The organism is Nostoc sp., assembly GCF_036918245.1.
Lineage (GTDB): Bacteria > Cyanobacteriota > Cyanobacteriia > Cyanobacteriales > Nostocaceae > Nostoc.
The window spans coordinates 20024-37402 of the sequence record NZ_JBALEF010000016.1 but is presented as its reverse complement, the minus strand read 5'-3'; the positions used below and the strand labels follow the sequence as shown (position 1 = coordinate 37402).

At 40.8% G+C, this 17379-nt stretch carries 10 protein-coding genes; 6 read left to right on the top strand and 4 right to left on the bottom strand.

The window, feature by feature from the left end:
* Nucleotides 1-201: 201 nt before the first annotated feature.
* Together V7L12_RS02850 and V7L12_RS02845 are read right to left on the bottom strand one after the other, a co-directional pair.
* Nucleotides 202-1377 (bottom strand): patatin-like phospholipase family protein, encoded by a 1176-nt coding sequence (locus tag V7L12_RS02850; RefSeq protein ID WP_335081965.1) that lies wholly within the window; start codon nucleotides 1375-1377, stop codon nucleotides 202-204.
* A gap of 526 nt (nucleotides 1378-1903) precedes the next feature.
* Complete coding sequence (locus tag V7L12_RS02845) at nucleotides 1904-3226, bottom strand: dihydroorotase (protein WP_335081963.1); 1323 nt, start codon at nucleotides 3224-3226, stop codon at nucleotides 1904-1906.
* A gap of 389 nt (nucleotides 3227-3615) precedes the next feature.
* Here V7L12_RS02845 and lepB point away from each other — a divergent pair, with 389 nt between their 5' ends.
* The 5 genes from lepB (at nucleotide 3616) to V7L12_RS02820 (ending at nucleotide 12897) form a co-directional block, all read left to right on the top strand.
* Nucleotides 3616-4257 (top strand): signal peptidase I, encoded by a 642-nt coding sequence (lepB, locus tag V7L12_RS02840; protein WP_335081961.1) that lies wholly within the window; start codon nucleotides 3616-3618, stop codon nucleotides 4255-4257.
* A 166-nt stretch (nucleotides 4258-4423) separates the two neighbouring features.
* The gene (locus tag V7L12_RS02835; protein WP_335082023.1) at nucleotides 4424-5218 is read left to right on the top strand and encodes an MOSC domain-containing protein; all 795 of its coding nucleotides are present in this window, start codon (nucleotides 4424-4426) and stop codon (nucleotides 5216-5218) included.
* 524 nt (nucleotides 5219-5742) lie between these two features.
* On the top strand, nucleotides 5743-9417 hold the full coding sequence (locus V7L12_RS02830; protein ID WP_335081959.1) for a response regulator: 3675 nt from the start codon (nucleotides 5743-5745) through the stop codon (nucleotides 9415-9417).
* Nucleotides 9414-11249 (top strand): GGDEF/EAL domain-containing response regulator, encoded by a 1836-nt coding sequence (locus V7L12_RS02825; RefSeq protein WP_335081957.1) that lies wholly within the window; start codon nucleotides 9414-9416, stop codon nucleotides 11247-11249. The genes V7L12_RS02830 and V7L12_RS02825 overlap by 4 nt, the downstream gene beginning before the upstream one ends.
* Before the next feature lie 268 nt (nucleotides 11250-11517).
* Complete coding sequence (locus V7L12_RS02820) at nucleotides 11518-12897, top strand: hybrid sensor histidine kinase/response regulator (RefSeq protein WP_335081955.1); 1380 nt, start codon at nucleotides 11518-11520, stop codon at nucleotides 12895-12897.
* A gap of 2 nt (nucleotides 12898-12899) precedes the next feature.
* On the opposite strand, the gene V7L12_RS02815 is transcribed toward V7L12_RS02820, so the two are convergent.
* Together V7L12_RS02815 and V7L12_RS02810 are read right to left on the bottom strand one after the other, a co-directional pair.
* Nucleotides 12900-13574, bottom strand: a complete 675-nt coding sequence (locus V7L12_RS02815) for a response regulator transcription factor (RefSeq protein ID WP_334922861.1) — start codon at nucleotides 13572-13574, stop codon at nucleotides 12900-12902.
* Between the two features lie 137 nt (nucleotides 13575-13711).
* A complete protein-coding gene (locus V7L12_RS02810; protein WP_335082021.1) occupies nucleotides 13712-14809 on the bottom strand; it encodes a sensor histidine kinase in 1098 nt (365 codons plus the stop codon).
* A gap of 747 nt (nucleotides 14810-15556) precedes the next feature.
* On the opposite strand from V7L12_RS02810, the gene kdpA reads away from it, so the two are divergent.
* On the top strand, nucleotides 15557-17242 hold the full coding sequence (gene kdpA, locus V7L12_RS02805) for a potassium-transporting ATPase subunit KdpA (protein WP_335081953.1): 1686 nt from the start codon (nucleotides 15557-15559) through the stop codon (nucleotides 17240-17242).
* Nucleotides 17243-17379: the final 137 nt, after the last annotated feature.

The following is a 17379-nucleotide window of genomic DNA, read 5'->3' as shown; positions in this document are numbered from 1 at the left end:
AATTTTAATTAGTAAATTAAATACAATTTCTAGAATTTATCAAATAAGGCAGTTATTGCTAGAGCTTACGTGCGATCGCTCCTTGATTATCTAAGCTGATGGAACGAGCCAGAAAAAGTCTTGAACAGGGTGTAGGGATCAATTGGATGGGTATTCAAACCCCAACCAATTGTAGACACTTGTAAATAATGACACAGCTCGCTAATTATCTTTAATAAAAGACGCGATCGCCTTTTTTATTGGAGAACCGGAATCGTCTCTAGTGTAGTACGTAAGACCTCGATCAATGAATGCAGAGGTAGTATCTATTAACTGCTGAAGAATCTCGGAATTAGTATCATCTATTTCTTCAGTAACTTTTTCCCCTGTAAATTTATTTTTCCGCTCTTCTGGAGGTAATACAATGCGAGGATCTTTATAAGTCTCTTTTGGCTTGGGTTTAAATGTCTCATTTAAGTCAAACTGAAGACGTAAGTAACGTTTAGACTCATATCCACCCATGATTTGTCGGCAAATCGTACTATCAATCTTAGATGTAGGTTCCATAAAGATGTTAGTAAGATTTTTAATCCAGTCTAAGCCTCTCCATTTGCTGATTTGCTTATATTGATATGGTTCACCAGTTTGACCTGTGCCAATAGAAAGGATAGAAATATCTTCCAATCGCAGATTATCTAGTTTATATTTTTGCTTGATTGTTGGAGATACTGAAGACTGACCGATCCTCATAACTAGACTCAAAGCTGCCAGAGCAGGGTTATTAGCAGAAACTCCTCCATCAATGTGTGGGAATTCCCAGTCACCAAATTTTTGTTTATCTACAGGTTCTAATTTATATGGTGGAAAAAAAGTAGGTGCTGAGGCAGAAGCGGTACATATTTCCCATAAATAACAGTCATCGTACCATCTGTCTCCTAAATCGGGATGACAATTTGTAAAAAAGGTTGTGTTGCGATATAGCGTATCGTAAGCAAGAATCAAAAGAATGGGTTTTTCGATATCCTTGATTCTTGTGGATTTATAGGCATCTTTGAGTACGCTAGTAATTCCATCATGAGAATATTTAGATGCAGAAAATACATCAAGAATTGATTTGATGATGGACGGAAAGTTTTTGTAGCGCTCTTTTATCTCCAGAGGGAATATATCTTTACCTCTATTTTTATACAGTTTAATGAGTTGATCACTCTCCTTTCCAATAGCAATCCCTGCTGCTAATATTGAACCAGTAGAAGTACCAGCAACCATGTCAAAATATTCGTGTAAAAACTCTCCTTTTTCCTGATTTCTAATTTCTTGTTCTACTTGTTGAAGTATTCGTGCTGCAACAATTCCACGAATACCGCCACCGTCTAAAGCCAAAATTTTGAAGGACATAGATAGCAATTCTCTTTGATTATTTTTCTGTGGACAAGCATCATGAGATGAATCACAATACGGTTCCATTAACTTGTTTACTCTTATCCGACTTATCCGACTTATCCGACTGGAAGAATACCTAAGTTTTTTTTTAACGAACCGCCTTCTCTACGAGACACTACGTATAGCTTGCTTCTCCGTAGAAGGGTACGCATAGCATTAGTGTCAACTTAACGTCAAAGCCAGCCTCGAACCAGCTTTTAGATATTGTCTCGTTCCCAGGCTCCGCCTCCCGCAATACTGTTCGGTTAAGGCAAGAGACGCGATGAATCGCCGTCTCTACAATAATCAATCTTTCATAGAGACGGCGATTTATCGCGTCTTTGTGATGATTTAACTTGAAACACTTAGAAATACAGCAAATTTCTACGTTGTGAGGTACAGAAATACCCCACCCGCGCAATCTGGCGTGAAGGTTGGGGAGGAATATATCTTATCTAGTTGCTGTAAATTCTGGGTTTTAGTAAGGTTAAATAAATATTTGCTACAAGAAAGTTAAAGCTTGACCCCGCACTTGCGTATTTACCTGGCCTTTGTCATAAACTATTTCACCACCGACAATGGTGGTTTTAGCCCAGCCAGTGAGGTTCCAGCCTTCAAAGGGACTCCAATGGCATTTGGTTAAAAGTTCCTCGCGCCGGACTGGGCGGTATGTGTTTAAATCTACAAGCACTAAATCGGCATCGTAACCAGGTGCGATCGCTCCCTTATTGGGAATACCATAAGCCACAGCTACAGCTTTAGACATCCAGTTCACAACTTGAGCAACGGTACATTTTCCTTGCATTGCCGCAGTTAACATCAAAGCGAGGGAAGTTTCTACCCCAGGCATTCCCGAAGGACTATTGGGGTATTCTTGAGCTTTTTCTTCTAAGGTGTGTGGTGCGTGATCTGTAGCGATGAAATCAATCACGCCATCGCGCAAAGCTTGCCAGAGAACTTCGTTATCGTGGGGCGATCGCAAAGGTGGATTCATCTGTGCTAATGTGCCAATTGTTTTATATGCACTAGTATTTAATAACAAATGCTGTGGTGTCACCTCTGCTGTCACCCAACTCGGTTTCTCCTGACGCAGCAAATCTGCTTCCAACGCTGTTGACATGTGGAGAATATGCAACCGACGTTGATATTTTTGAGAAAGTTTTAATGCTAGTTGGGTTGCAAGCAAAGCGGCTTGATCGTCTTGAATTTGCGAGTGAACGGCTGGATCGTGGTGAATGTTGGCAAATTCTTGACGGCGTTGGTTGATTCTAGCTTGGTCTTCGGCATGAACGGCAATCAAGCGATCGCCTTTAGCAAATATCGCCTCCAATGCTGTTTCGCCATCAACCAACAACTGACCATGCATCGACCCCATGAAAATCTTAATTCCTGGTGTTGGCTTTGCTAAAAGCAAATCTGGTAAATTTTCTGCTGTTGCCCCAATAAAAAAGCCATAATTAACCAAGGACTTGTGTGAGGCCCGTTCTAACTTGTCGTCTAAAGCCTGTTGTGTCGTTGTTAGGGGGCGCGTATTGGGCATTTCTAAAAATGTTGTGACTCCCCCTTTAGCACAGGCACAACTGGCGGTGAATAAATCTTCCTTGTGTTCTAGTCCAGGTTCCCGGAAATGCACCTGCGGATCGATAACTCCTGGCAACAAAGTTAAGCCTTCTGCGTCAACTTCAGTGGCTAGTGCTGTTTGGGAGATTTCTGGCGCAACTTCGACTATTTGGCGATCGCGCGTCAACACATCCCCAACCATCAGTTCACCATCGGGTAAGATTATGCGAGCGCGGCGAATCAGTAACATTTTTGGAGATGACATAGAGATAACCAAGTTTAGACAGGGAGCTATGTATTACAGAGAACCATGCTTTTAGGTTAAACTTATTCGCGATCGGAGTAACCAATTTTTGCCGCGCCTTAAAAAAAAGTTTATTTTTAACAAGAGAGCCAGCAAGGGTTTAAGTCCCCCACAAAATTTCCGATTTGGTGGACTGCAATTAGATAGGGTTGAACGCGAGAGCGTCTCATATAGAAGCCTTATCCAAATTCAAACCTCCTGCCCCCTGCCTCCTTCACAATCCACAATCTAAAATTGGTAGTCAAGATGCAAACATAACTAGGAAATTAAAATTTTCCCGTTAAGATTAACAGATAAAGTCTCACTAGGCTAGTTAATTACCTACATCTTTCGTTAAGTTAAGTAATTTCATGCATAATCAAGTGTCTGATAACAACTCTAGTCAACAACCCGATAATTCTTGGATCGCAGAGCTAGGTAGAACAATTGTATTGAGCATTGTTTTAGCTCTGGGAATTCGTACCTTTGTTGCTGAAGCACGCTGGATTCCTTCTGGATCAATGGAACCGACTCTGCATGGTACGCCAAACCAGTGGGAGGCAGACAAAATTATTGTCGATAAGTTGAAGTATAAATTTGCTGACCCGCAGCGGGGAGATATAGTAGTATTTTCACCGACTAAAGAGCTACAAAAAGAACAATATCAAGATGCTTTTATAAAACGTATAATTGCCTTACCTGGAGAAAAAATACAACTTAAGGATGGCAAAGTCTATATCAACGACAAACCTCTACCAGAAGCCAATTACCTCAGTTCTGGGCAGACTACAGTTATTGATGTTTGCCAATCAGGACCACAGCCACCTTTTTTGGCAAAACTCCAGACTATACCAACTGATTCATATTTAGTACTGGGTGATAATCGTAACAGTAGTTATGATAGCCGCTGCTGGGGTGTTGTCCCCCGCCAGAATATTATTGGACGTGCTGTAGTTCGCTTCTGGCCTTTAAATCATGTTGGCGGAATCGATAAATCGCCAGTATATCCATAATTAACAAACAATATTACTCAAATAGCTCATTAACAAAAGAATTTTAGATTTTAGATTGGGGACTACTAAATCACCAATCTAAAATCCAAAATCCGTCTTGAAAAGTTCAGTTCGCTCTTTGCGAGATGCTGCGACTTTTCGCCAAATCTCAAATCCAAATATTGCTATGACGCCTTACCTAGCTAAGATTTTACTGTATCCAGTTAAATCACTGGATGGTGTTGAAGTTGAGAACGCTAGAGTTCTTGCCAGTGGCGCACTACAGTATGACCGCGAGTTTGCCATTTTTGACGAACAAGGTAGATTTGTCAATGGCAAGCGTCATGCTAAAATTCATTTTCTAAGGGCACAATTTGCACTCTTAAATAGAACTATCTCGTTGCAAATCCCTGATGACAACTTACAACAAATTTTTCATCTGGATCAGGAACGGCAAGCATTAGAAGCAACTTTGAGTGATTATTTTGAGTTTGCTGTCACATTGGGACAAAACTCTTTGATGGGTTTTCCTGACGATACACACTCACTTGGCCCAACGGTAATTAGTACGGCCACATTAGCAGAGGTAGCTTCTTGGTTTCCTGGTTTAAGTGTAGATGAAATGCGCCGTCGGATGCGTGCCAACATCGAGATTGGTGGTGTACCAGCATTTTGGGAAGATCGGCTATTTAGTGAACAAGGTGATTTAGTCTCTTTTCGAGTGGGAGATGTAGACTTTTTTGGGGTTAACCCATGTCAGCGTTGTATAGTCCCAACACGCAATTCTTACTTAGGGGAAGCTTACCCAAGCTTTCAAAAAATCTTTACAACCCAGCGACAAGCAACTCTGCCAAATTGGGTTGCTTTATCGCCTTTTAATCATTTTTATAGATTGAGTATCAATACTCAACTACCCCCATCATCAGCCGGAAAAATTTTACAAATCGGCGATGAAGTTGACATACTTATACAACAAAGTTAACATTTCGTCAAAATAAAAAATACAAAGTAAATTTTTGGGGATTTTTTTTGTTTATGCTGTGTATTTGCATGACAATTCTAAAATTGTTGTAGTTAAATATAAGTTTTTGTACAAGTCTAGGGGTTTCTAGACCAGAAAATCAAGACATTAGCAATTAAAAATTAAATTTAGGATTGGGTGCTAATGGCGACCTGAATTTTAGAATGGCATACTGGAGCTTATTGGTTAAATTTCAGTTCGTCTGAGAAAATTTGTGGAAATATTGCCAGAGAAAACTGAGCAAATTCAGGTGCGATGGCGTACCCGCGTAGTCGGTTTATATAGTGGACTACTCCTGTACAAAGTTTGAAAATTAGGCGTTGGAGGAAGTCAGCCAATCAAAGAATTATAAATATTTAGTACTATTTTATACTAAAGATATAAAATTTTCATAAAGAGGAGTGGATGCCGTAATTATACTTATATAGAATGTAGCTATCACGGCAAAATGCACCTAATAGATGCTGGGGAAGAATAAAACTACAATGTTATCCAAACTTCAGCCCGTCAAATCATTTAATCGCTTAGTTGGCAAAGTTTATGGCAAGATGCCCCTGAGATATGTTCTGATTGTGCCCTTTATCTTGGAAATTTGTGGTGCGGTGGGACTTGTGGGCTATCTTTCGTATCAAAACGGCCAAAAAGCGGTAAGGGAGCTTGCTACTCAATTAGAAAATGAAATCTGCGATCGCATTGAACAGCATCTTGATAGCTATTTAACAACCCCGAAGCAAATCAATCAAATCAACTTAGATGCGATTGAGCTAGGTTTGCTCAACCTTTCGGACTTTCAAACCACTGGCAATTACTTTTGGAAACAAATGCAGGTTTTCAATGTTGGCTACAACAGCTTTGCCAATCCCAAAGGTGAATTTATCGGTGTTGAACGTCTAGATAATGGCCAGCTCTTAATTAATGAAGTTAGCGAAAAGCATGGTATAGGCAAACTTTATGTTTATCCTACAGACAAGCAAGGAAATCGCCGCCATTTGCAGGAAGTCAAAAATTACGATCCTCGTGTAGAAGCTTGGTATGCAGATCCAGTCAAGATAGGCAAACGAGTTTGGAGTCAAATTTATCAATGGGAAGATAAACCAGAAATTTTATCCATATCTTCCAGCTATCCTGTTTACGATAAAAATCACAAATTCGTTGGGGTAATTAGTGTTGATTTGCTCTTGTCACAAATCGGCAACTTTTTAGCTAAGTTAAAGGTCAAAGAGTCGGGTAAAACTTTTATTTTAGAGCGTTCTGGGTTAATAGTGGCTTCTTCTACTAGCGAGCCACCATATACAATCGTTAATGGTAAAGGAAAACGTCTATCAGCATTAGATAGTCAAAATCCTTTGATTAAACTCACAACACAGTCTTTGATCGAACACTTTGGCAGTCTTAAATTGGTTGTAGGGAAGCAACAACTAAGTTTTACCGCCGATGGAATGCATTATTTTGTGCAGGTAAAAAGTTGGAAGGACGAACTGGGTTTAGATTGGCTAATCGTGGCGGTGATTCCCGAAGGCGAATTTATGGAGCAAATTAATGCCAACACCCGCATCACTATTTTGCTGTGCATAGTTGCTTTTTTAGTGGCTACAAGAATTGGGATTTTGACTGCTCGTTGGGTAATTAAGCCGATTTTACAATTAAACAGATCGGCGAAGAAAATTGCTCAAGGTGAATGGGAGGAAATACCAGACATTCAGCGTTCCGATGAACTGGGGGAACTAGCCAAATCATTTGAAACTATGGCAAAGCAACTCCAAGCATCCTTTAGTGCTTTAGAAGCAAAGAATGCCCAGATGCAAGTTTTAAATGAGGCGCTATCTCATAATCAGAGTCAGCTAACTCAATTTTTAGAAGCTATACCGGTAGGTGTATTTATCATCGATGCTGAAGGTGAGCCTTATTATACAAATCAGATTGGGCAGCAAATTCTCGGTCAAGGAGCAATCGCAGAAGTTAAAGTCGAAGAATTGTCAGAGATATATCAAGCTTACCTTGCCGGCACAAATCAACTTTACCCCAGCGATCGCTTACCGATTTTGAGAGCATTGCTTGGGGAAAGCACCAGGGTTGATGATATGGAAATTCGCTGTTGTGGCAATATTACTCGCATTGAGGTTTTAGGAAAGCCAATTTATGATGAATCAGGGAATGTGGCTTTTGCGATCGCCACATTTTTTGATATTACCCAACGCAAACAAACAGAAAATTTATTAGCAGAATACAATCGCACCTTAGAGGCTCAAGTAAAAAAACGTACTGAAGAGTTCCAGCAAGTTATCGAGCAACTGCAAACCACCCAAGAAGAACTGATTCAATCGCAAAAAATCGCTGCACAGGAACAACAAGCAGCCGTTCGGGAAGCGGCGCGAAGTGCTGCCGCCAACCTCGCCAAAAGCGAATTTCTTGCTAACATGAGCCACGAACTGCGTACCCCACTCAATGCCATTCTTGGTTTTACCCAAGTCATGAGTCGAGATTATTCGCTATCTAGCGAACATCAAGAAAACTTGGCAATAATTAATCGTGCTGGCGAACATCTACTCAAATTAATTAACGACATTCTAGAAATGTCTAAAATCGAAGCTGGCAAAATCACATTAAATTGCAGCAGCTTTGACTTAATTCATTTGTTGAAGAACTTAGAAGAGATGTTGCACTTGCGTGCTACATCTAAAAATTTAGAATTACTCTTTGAATGTGCGCCAGATATTCCTAAATATATAGAAACGGACGAAAATAAACTGTGTCAAGTATTGCTCAACCTCTTAGGAAATGCGATCAAATTTACCGATCAAGGGAGGGTGACGCTACGGGTGAGACTGGGGGCTGGTGAGCAGGGGAGCAGCACTTCTCTACGAGACGCTGCGCGTAGCTTGCTTCCACAAAGTGGTACGGCTACGCTCAGTGACCGGGGAGCAGGGGAGCAGGGCGAGCAAAATCTTTCTTATCCCTCTCTTCTTTTTTTCGAGGTACAAGATACTGGCTGTGGTATTGCCGCACAAGAACTTGAATTGCTGTTTGAGGCTTTTGAACAAACCGAAATCGGGAGAAAATTCCAACAAGGGACGGGACTGGGTTTAGCAATTAGCCGTAAATACGTGCAACTGATGGGAGGAGATATTACTGTCAGCACGATGCCTGGTGTCGGTAGTACATTTGCCTTTGATGTTCAGATTGCTCTAACTTGCCCCAGAGAAATTCCGATAAACCAAATTAAATCACAAATTAGAGCTTTAGCACCTAGTGAAAAAGTATACCGCATTTTAGTAGTTGACGACTCCAAAGAAAGCCGGATGTTACTAGTTAAAATTCTCACATCTCTCGGCTTTGAAGTTAACGAAGCTACAGATGGTAGTGAAGCGATCACTAATTGGGAATCTTGGCAACCACACCTGATTTTTATGGATATGCGAATGCCAGTCATGGATGGTTACGAAGCCACAAGAATTATTAAAGCTAGACAAATCGGGCATGGGACAGCCAATACGTCGCGGAGGTTCCCAAAATTGAAACAACTGGTGTCATCGGGGAGCCAGTACCTTGCAGAAGAGTTAACCGATTCAGGCGAGGATGAGGTTCTGAAAGTTGTACGCAAAGAGTCTTCCACACCAGAAACAACTGGTGTTATAGAAAATGATGCTTCTGGTGCGTCCAATTTGCGATCGCGGATGCCAACAGCCTGGGCTCCCCCTTACGACTTCTCTAGAACAATGCCGGATAGCTCTAATACAAATACAATCATTATTGCCCTAACTGCTAGCGCCTTTGAAGAAGAACGCCAGAAAATTTTGTCCATTGGCTGTGATGATTTTATTCGCAAGCCATTCAAACAGGAAGTATTATTGGAAAAACTGAGCAAACATCTGGGTTTAAAATATACCAATCAAGTAGAAACCACAAACACAGTAGTTGTCGATCAAGCTACACAGATTTTTGTCAGTGTTGCCGAACTCCTGGGGCATTTATCACAAATGTCACCTGAGTGGCTCCAACAGATTCACTATGCCGCAGCCAGCTGTAGCGATGAACTGATTTTAGAGTTACTCAAGCAAATTCCATCAGATAATGCTCAAGTTTCCCAAGTTCTCAGGGATTTAGCAAATAACTACCAGTTTGAGAAAATCATGGAATTGACTACAACAAACTTAGAATGAATTACGAGCATTTAGACCCTAAGAAAAAAGATATTTTGATCATTGATGATATGGCAGATAACCTTCGGGTTTTATCCTCCATATTGACAAGGGAAGGGTATAACGTTCGTAAAGCTTTGAACTGGCAAATGGCATTGACAGCAACTCAAACATTATTACCTGATTTGATTCTACTCGATATCATGATGCCAGAAGTAGATGGCTATGAAATTTGCCAGACCTTTAAAGCTTGGGAACTAACAGCCGATATTCCGGTGATTTTTATTAGTGCTTTAGATGATGTTTTTGACAAAGTTAAAGCCTTTAAAGTGGGTGGTGTAGACTACATCACCAAACCTTTTGAGTTTCAAGAAGTTTTAGTGCGTGTGCAAAATCAACTGGCATTGAGATCGGCGCGGTTAGAAATATTGAAATTAAATGTTGAACTTGAAGATCGGGTAAAACAGCGGACTGGGGAGCTAGAAAAAGCTCTCCAAAAACTCCAGCAAGAAATCGATTCCCGCCAGCAATTGCAAAGTCAGTTGCTAGATATAGCACTGCATGATTCCCTGACTGGATTATCAAACCGAGTTTTGTTTATTAGGCAATTAGAAAATGCTCTCAATCGCGCCAAGCAAGAATCTAGTTATCAGTTTGCGGTACTTTTTTTGGACTGCGATCGCTTTAAAGTAATCAATGATTCTCTTGGTCATCCGGTAGGAGATGAATTGCTGATAGCCATTGCTCAACGCTTACAAGCATGTATCATACCTGTTGATACTTTAGCACGATTGGGCGGGGACGAATTTGGAATTCTCTTAGAAAATATCACAGATATCAATATAGCAATCCAAGTTGCAGAAAGGATTTTGCAACAGTTATCACTCGCTTTTCAATTGTCAAGATATGAAGTATTTATGAATGCCAGTATTGGTATTAGTTGGGGCAATAAAGATTATGATCGCCCAGAGTATTTGCTGCGGGATGCTGATACGGCAATGTATCGAGCTAAGGCTCAAGGAAGAGCCAAATATCACGTTTTTAATCCAGTGATGCATCAGGAAGCTATTCAGCTTTTAGAGTTAGAAAATGACCTGCGGAGAGCTGTTGAAAGGCGAGAATTCCTCGTTTACTATCAGCCAATTATTTCCCTGGCTACAGGCAGAATTTCTGGATTTGAAGCCTTGGTGCGGTGGCAACATCCGATTCGTGGTTTGGTTTCTCCTATAGAATTTATTCCTGTGGCCGAAGAAACAGGTTTAATTAATGCCATCAATACTTGGGTATTACAGTCAGCTTGTCATCAATTAAGCATCTGGCAACATTATCCAGTGACACCAGAACCTCTAACTATGAGTGTCAATTTGAGTGCAAGATTATTTTTACAGCCGAATTTGGTAGAACAAATTGACCGAATAATTTATGAAAATAAAATAAATCCGGCATATTTAGAATTAGAAATTACTGAAAGTGTAATTATGGAAAATACAGATGCAATAAAAATAATTCTTCAACAACTAAAGCAGCGAAAAATCAAGTTGATTATGGATGACTTTGGTACAGGATTTTCCTCTTTAAGTTACCTGCACAGCTTTCCTTTAAATGCACTCAAAATTGATAAATCCTTCGTCAAACGGATGCAGGAGAACAAAGAGAATATGGGGTTAGTACCAGCAATGATTGGCATTGCCAACTCAATGGGGATGAGTGCGATCGCTGAAGGTGTCGAAACACAAGAACAGTTAGCCCAATTGAGAAGTTTAAACTGTAATTTTGCTCAAGGATATTTATTTTCTAAACCCATAGAACAACAACTAGCTCTTGAGTTGCTCACCTCAGCACCTCAATGGTAACTATCAACTAGCACCTGGGAAAAATTTAATTGTTTATCCTTGGCTAGATAATCTGTGAGTGCTATCTACTATAATCATTACAGCAGTTTCTCAGGTTGCCAAAGGTGATAACTGGCCAATAGCTTCGATAATCTGCAAAACTCTCCAGCCACGTGAGAGTTAAACTATAAATATAAGTATTTCGGTGAAATCAGTCAACAAATTTTAGGGTGATTTCAAAAAAGGATTTACTATCATCAATAATTATACGCATAACTTTTGATAAATAATGCATTTTAATCAAACTAACCATCAGAAAAGAAATATTTTGGTGGTCGATGATACCCCAGATAATTTGCGGCTTTTATCGGCGATGTTGACTGCACAAGGTTTTGAAGTTCGCAAAGCCTTAAACGGTAAAATGGCACTGACTGCATGTCAAATGGTTTTGCCCGATGTGATTTTGCTAGATATCAATATGCCAGGTATGGATGGCTACCAAGTTTGTCAACAACTGAAAGCTGACGATAAAACTTCTGAAGTCCCAGTAATTTTTATTAGCGCTCTGGATGATGTTGTAGATAAGGTAAAGGCATTTGATGTTGGTGGTGTAGATTATATTGCAAAACCTTTTCATGGTGCAGAAGTGGTGTTGCGAATTGAAAATCAGATTAATTTACGTTTACTCCAAGTTAAACTGCAAGAAAAAAACTTTTTACTCCAACAGGCTCTTGACAACTTGAAAGCCTCTCAAGTTCAACAAATTCAGAACGAAAAGATGGTGGCACTGGGACAGTTAGTGGCTGGGCTGGCTCATGAGATTAATAACCCGATCAGTTTTATTTATGGAAATCTCCAATATGCTGGTCAATATGTGGAAGACCTAGTAAATATAATTGAGGTATATCAACAGGAATATCCCAAACCCACACAAAAAATTCAGCAAATAGCCAAAGATGTAGACTTGAATTTTATTATTAAGGATCTACAAAATCTGATAGGTGCAATGTATAGAGGTTCCGATCGCATTCGGGAAATTGTACTGGCGCTACAACATTTTTCTCGGCATGATGAAGCAGAGATGAAACGGGTAAATATCCATGAAGACATCGAAAATACTTTAGTGATGTTACAACATCGGCTCAGGGAAGCAGCCGATCGTCCGGCAATTGTTGTAGTCAAAGATTATGGTAACTTGCCCCTAGTCACTTGTTATGCGAGTGAACTAAATCAAGTATTTATGCATTTGTTGAATAATGCTATTGATGCAATAGAAGAGGGAGTGGAGAGTGGGGAACTTGGGCCTTACTCTGGGGATCGGGGGCAATGGGGAGTGACGAATCAATCTTCTACTTCCTACTCTCTACTCCCTACTCCCCAAATTCGGATTCATACAGAAGTGACAGACTTGAACATAGTCAAAATTGCGATCGCTGATAATGGTCTTGGTATTGAAGAGTCGTTGCGATCGCGCTTATTTGACCCATTTTTTACCACAAAACCTGTGGGTAAAGGTAGTGGGCTAGGATTATCTATTAGCTATCAGATTATCGTCCAAAAACACCGAGGAAATATTAGCTGTAACTCATCTGTTGGCAAAGGAGCAGAGTTTGTGATCGAAATTCCTATAGAGCAGCCTGATATCTCATCACAATTTTCAAAATCATGAATCTAATTAATCAACAATTCTGGTGCTACCAATCCTTTTTGGATAGCTAAGACTGCGGCTTGAGTGCGATCGCGTACTTCTAGTTTCTGTAAAATAGCATGGACATGAACCCGCACTGTACCAGGGGCAATGTAGAGAATTTCAGCAATTTCTTGATTGCTTTTGCCAGCTGCTACTAGTGCCAAAATTTCTTGCTCCCGCTTTGTTAAAGGATTTTCTAAAGATTCCTCAGTTTTTGCTCCCTGCACCGCCATCGAATTGCCCTCAAAAGCGGCTCTAATTTCAGTTGTTGCTGTTTGATCCCACCAAGAAGCGCCCGCTGCAACCGATCGCACTGCCAATATCAAAGACTCAGCCGGAATACCTTTAAGGCAGTAACCTTGCGCCCCCGCAGCAATTAACCGCGAAATCAGGGGTTTTTCAGAACGAGACGTTAAAACAAGAATTGGTAAATTTGGGTGCTTCTGCTTGATTTGGCGACAAGCCTCAATCCCACCAATTCCCGGTAAACCTATATCCAGCAAGACCAAATCCAGAGGATAGTGATTTGCTAATTCTACAGCTTGTTCCCCATCTTCTGCTTCTGCAACAATCTCCAAACTGGTTTCTTGTTGCAACCGCATCCGTAGACCAAGCCGAAATAATTCATCATCTTCAACTAGTAAGATTTTTGTCATTTGTTATTGGGCATTGGTGATTGGTCATTGGTCATTAATTATCCTCCCCTGCTCCCCGGTCACTGAGCGTAGCCGTACCACTTTGTGGAAGCAAGCTACGCGCAGCGTCTCGTAGAGAAGTGCTGCTCCCCCACTCCTCATCTCCCCGGTGGTGGACAAGCCGGGAGTCGGAAACCAAACAGTGCGCCGCGTGGTGAGCGATTCTCTGCCCAAATTGTACCCCCATGAGCAGTAATAATTTGCCTGGTCAAATAAAGTCCTAGCCCAGAACCGGAGACGTGGCGATCGCTATTTCCTTGATAAAATCTCTCAAATAAGTGAGGTAACTCTTTTTCGGTAATGCCGGAACCAGTATCGAGTATTTTTACCACTTGATCGCTAGAATAACCTTCAAATACTACTTCCACTTTACCGCCACGAGGGGTATGGTTAATGCCATTACTCAGGAGATTACTAAAGACTCGCCCAAGTTGCAAAGAATCGCCATTTACCCAGAGAAAGCTGCGAAAATCTGATTCGCCATAATGCAGAGAAATATAAACCTGACGTGTTTTCGCTAGCTCAGCCAAGCTAGCAACAATCTCCTCCGCCACTGTCACCAAGTTAACTGGTGATATCTGTAGTTTCAGCCCTTCGGCATCATTGCGGTACACATCTAAAAGTGTTTGGACTAATTGCAATGTACTGCCATGACTACGAGCCATTGTTTGTAGGACTTTTGCTTGCGTGGGCGTGATTTCACCAAATTGCTCATTTTGAAAATATTTCAGCGTTTCAATTGCTCCTAATAGGGGTGTTTTCAAATCATGCGTTAGGGTAGAAACAAAATCTTCACGCATGGTAGCTAGTTGTTCTTGGGAGCGTAATTGTGCTTGGGTATAAGCGATCGCTTCTTCATTACGGTGGTTGCGGTCACTTAACCAACCCGTTACCAGCAACGCCAATACTGCAATCAATCTATTTGCCAACGTTGGAGAATTAATCATTTCTCCTCCGGGAATAAACAAATTCAACAATGTTAATCCTGTTGCTGCAACAGTGATCCCCAAAACTGCTCCCCGATTCAATCGAGAATCTGCTAATAAAATCGTCCCTGTGTAAAGGTAGCCAAATACGTACTCAGGGGGTGTCAAATATTCTAGTATTATCACGATCGCAAAGGCGATCGCTATTAGTCCATAGGTTTTTCCCCGCTCATTTATCGCTTCTTTCATAGTCAATAATCGACTTAACATCGTCATTTATGATTTACTAAAAAATTGTGATTATCCAATCTGGATAACTATTTAATTCACCAATTACGATCTATCTGCAATCTATATCTGCAAATGCCAACTTAAGAATTAACCCGAAAATTACGATTATCCAAATGCAGGAAAGGAGACTGGAGAGTGGAAACTCGGTAGTTGCGACAAGAAGCGGCGTCTCTACCACTATCTTCCCAAACCCTAATCCCATTAAGAAAATACTTTATGATATTTATATTCTTTGAAAGTAGCAAACTTGGAAAATGTATTGTATAAACAAATAATCCTAAGTAGTGAGATATATAAATTACAGCTATTTTCAGGTAAATAGACAACGCGGTAGGGGCGCAAGGCCTTGCGCCCCTACTACAACAAATGTGGTTCAAATACATGAAAATTGCTGTAAGAGTCAAAATTAAATATTCTTAACGAAAACTTTAATAAGTATCTGGAAAATAGTCATAACTGAAAATATTCAGGAGTTATGTTAGCCGCAGTGGGACGTTGAGCCAGTACTGAGTAAAAAGTAATAAGTAAGAATTAATACTTATGAATCTTCCTGCTTTCAGCCGAGGCACTCATTACTCCGAACTGATTTGATGCTGGGTGCGATTATAGCTTTTTTTTACTCAGTACTGCTGAGGAAAATCCCTTGAAATCAAATACTTCTACAGTTAATCTATTATTTTTAAGAATTGGCTTGCTACTACTGAAATTTAATTTAGCGCAAAATATATGGGACAAGGTTTTTTGCAAATTGGCTTAACGCTGTGTATTGTCATAGTAATCACTCCGCTATTCGGAAGATACATAGCGTCTGTTTTTTTGGGAGAAAAAACACTGCTTGATTTTTTAATGAACCCCATAGAGCGAAGTATGTTCGTACTTGCGGGTGTTCGGAGAAAAGATGACATGACGGGTTGGCAGTATATCCGGGCCGTAATCTTTTGCAATACGATTATGGGTATTTCAGTGTATTTTCTGATATATTTTCAGAGACTCTTACCCTGGAATCCAAACGGCTTCGGTGCTATCAGTTGGGATGTATTACTGCATACAACGATTTCATTTGTAACAAATACCGACCAACAACACTATGCAGGTGAGACAACCTTAAGCTATTTTAGCCAGGTAGCGGCTTTAGGCTTTTTGATGTTCACCTCCGCAGCCACCGGTTTAGCCGTGGGAATTGCCTTTATTCGCGGGTTGACGGGTAGAAAACTGGGAAACTTTTACGTCGATCTCGTCCGTGGAATTACGCGAATATTGCTGCCGATTTCGATCATTGGAGCGATCGCTTTGCTGGTAGCAGGTGTACCACAAACCTTAGCTCAGACTATGGATGTGAGAACCTTAGAAGGCGGGACGCAATATCTGGCCAGAGGCCCAGTGGCATCCTTTGAAATGATCAAACTTTTGGGCGAGAACGGCGGTGGCTTTTTTGGCGTCAACTCAGCTCACCCCTTTGAAAATCCCAATGGCGCTTCTAACTTGATAGAAATGCTCGCCATGATTTCTATCCCAGCAGCTTTGATTTACACCTACGGTATATTTGCCAATAACATCAAACAAGCTTGGCTACTTTTTTGGATGGTGTTTGTGATTTTTGTGATTCTGGTGGGAGTTACAGCCGTGGGAGAACTGCAAGGTAATCCCCTAGTTAATACCGCCTTTGGATTAGAACAACCCAATTTAGAGGGTAAAGAAGTTCGATTTGGTTGGGCACAGACAGCATTTTGGGCAGTGATGACTACCGCTACTATGTCTGGTGCTGTGAATGGGATGCACGATTCTCTGATGCCCCAAGGAATATTTTCGACTCTCTTCAACTTATTTATCCAGGTTATCTGGGGTGGTCAGGGAACTGGAACAGCTTACTTATTTATTTACTTAATTCTCACAGTCTTCCTAACTGGACTCATGGCGGGACGTACCCCAGAGTTTTTAGGACGCAAAATTGAAAAGCGGGAAATTGTTCTCGCCAGCGTAGTGCTGTTGATTCACCCAATTCTAGTTTTGATTCCCAGTGCGATCGCTTTGGCTTATCCCATCTCCCTATCTGGAATTAGCAACTCTGGTTATCACGGTATTTCTCAAGTAGTTTATGAATATGCCTCAGCAGCAGCAAATAATGGTTCGGGCTTAGAGGGCTTGAGGGATAACACCCTGTGGTGGAACTTGAGTACTTTAGTTAGCCTAATCGGAGGACGCTACATTCCGATGATTGCCATCCTGCTGTTAGCTGACGGGATGTCTCGCAAACAACCAGTACAAGAAACCCCTGCTACTTTAAGAACTGATTCTCTGGTATTTACTGGGATCACGGCTGGAGTAACGCTGGTTTTGGGAGTATTAACTTTCTTTCCCGTTCTGGCTTTAGGCCCCATAGCTGAGGGTTTAAAACTAGCATCTGGCAGTTAGAAAAGTTATGAGTTATAAGTTTGAAATTAAGAAAATATCAAAAAATAATTCAGGAGGCAGGAGAAAGGAGTAACCCAGACTTAAAAGTGTGAGATTGAAGCAAGAAAGGTTTATGTCTTGCACTATGCGTCTCGTAC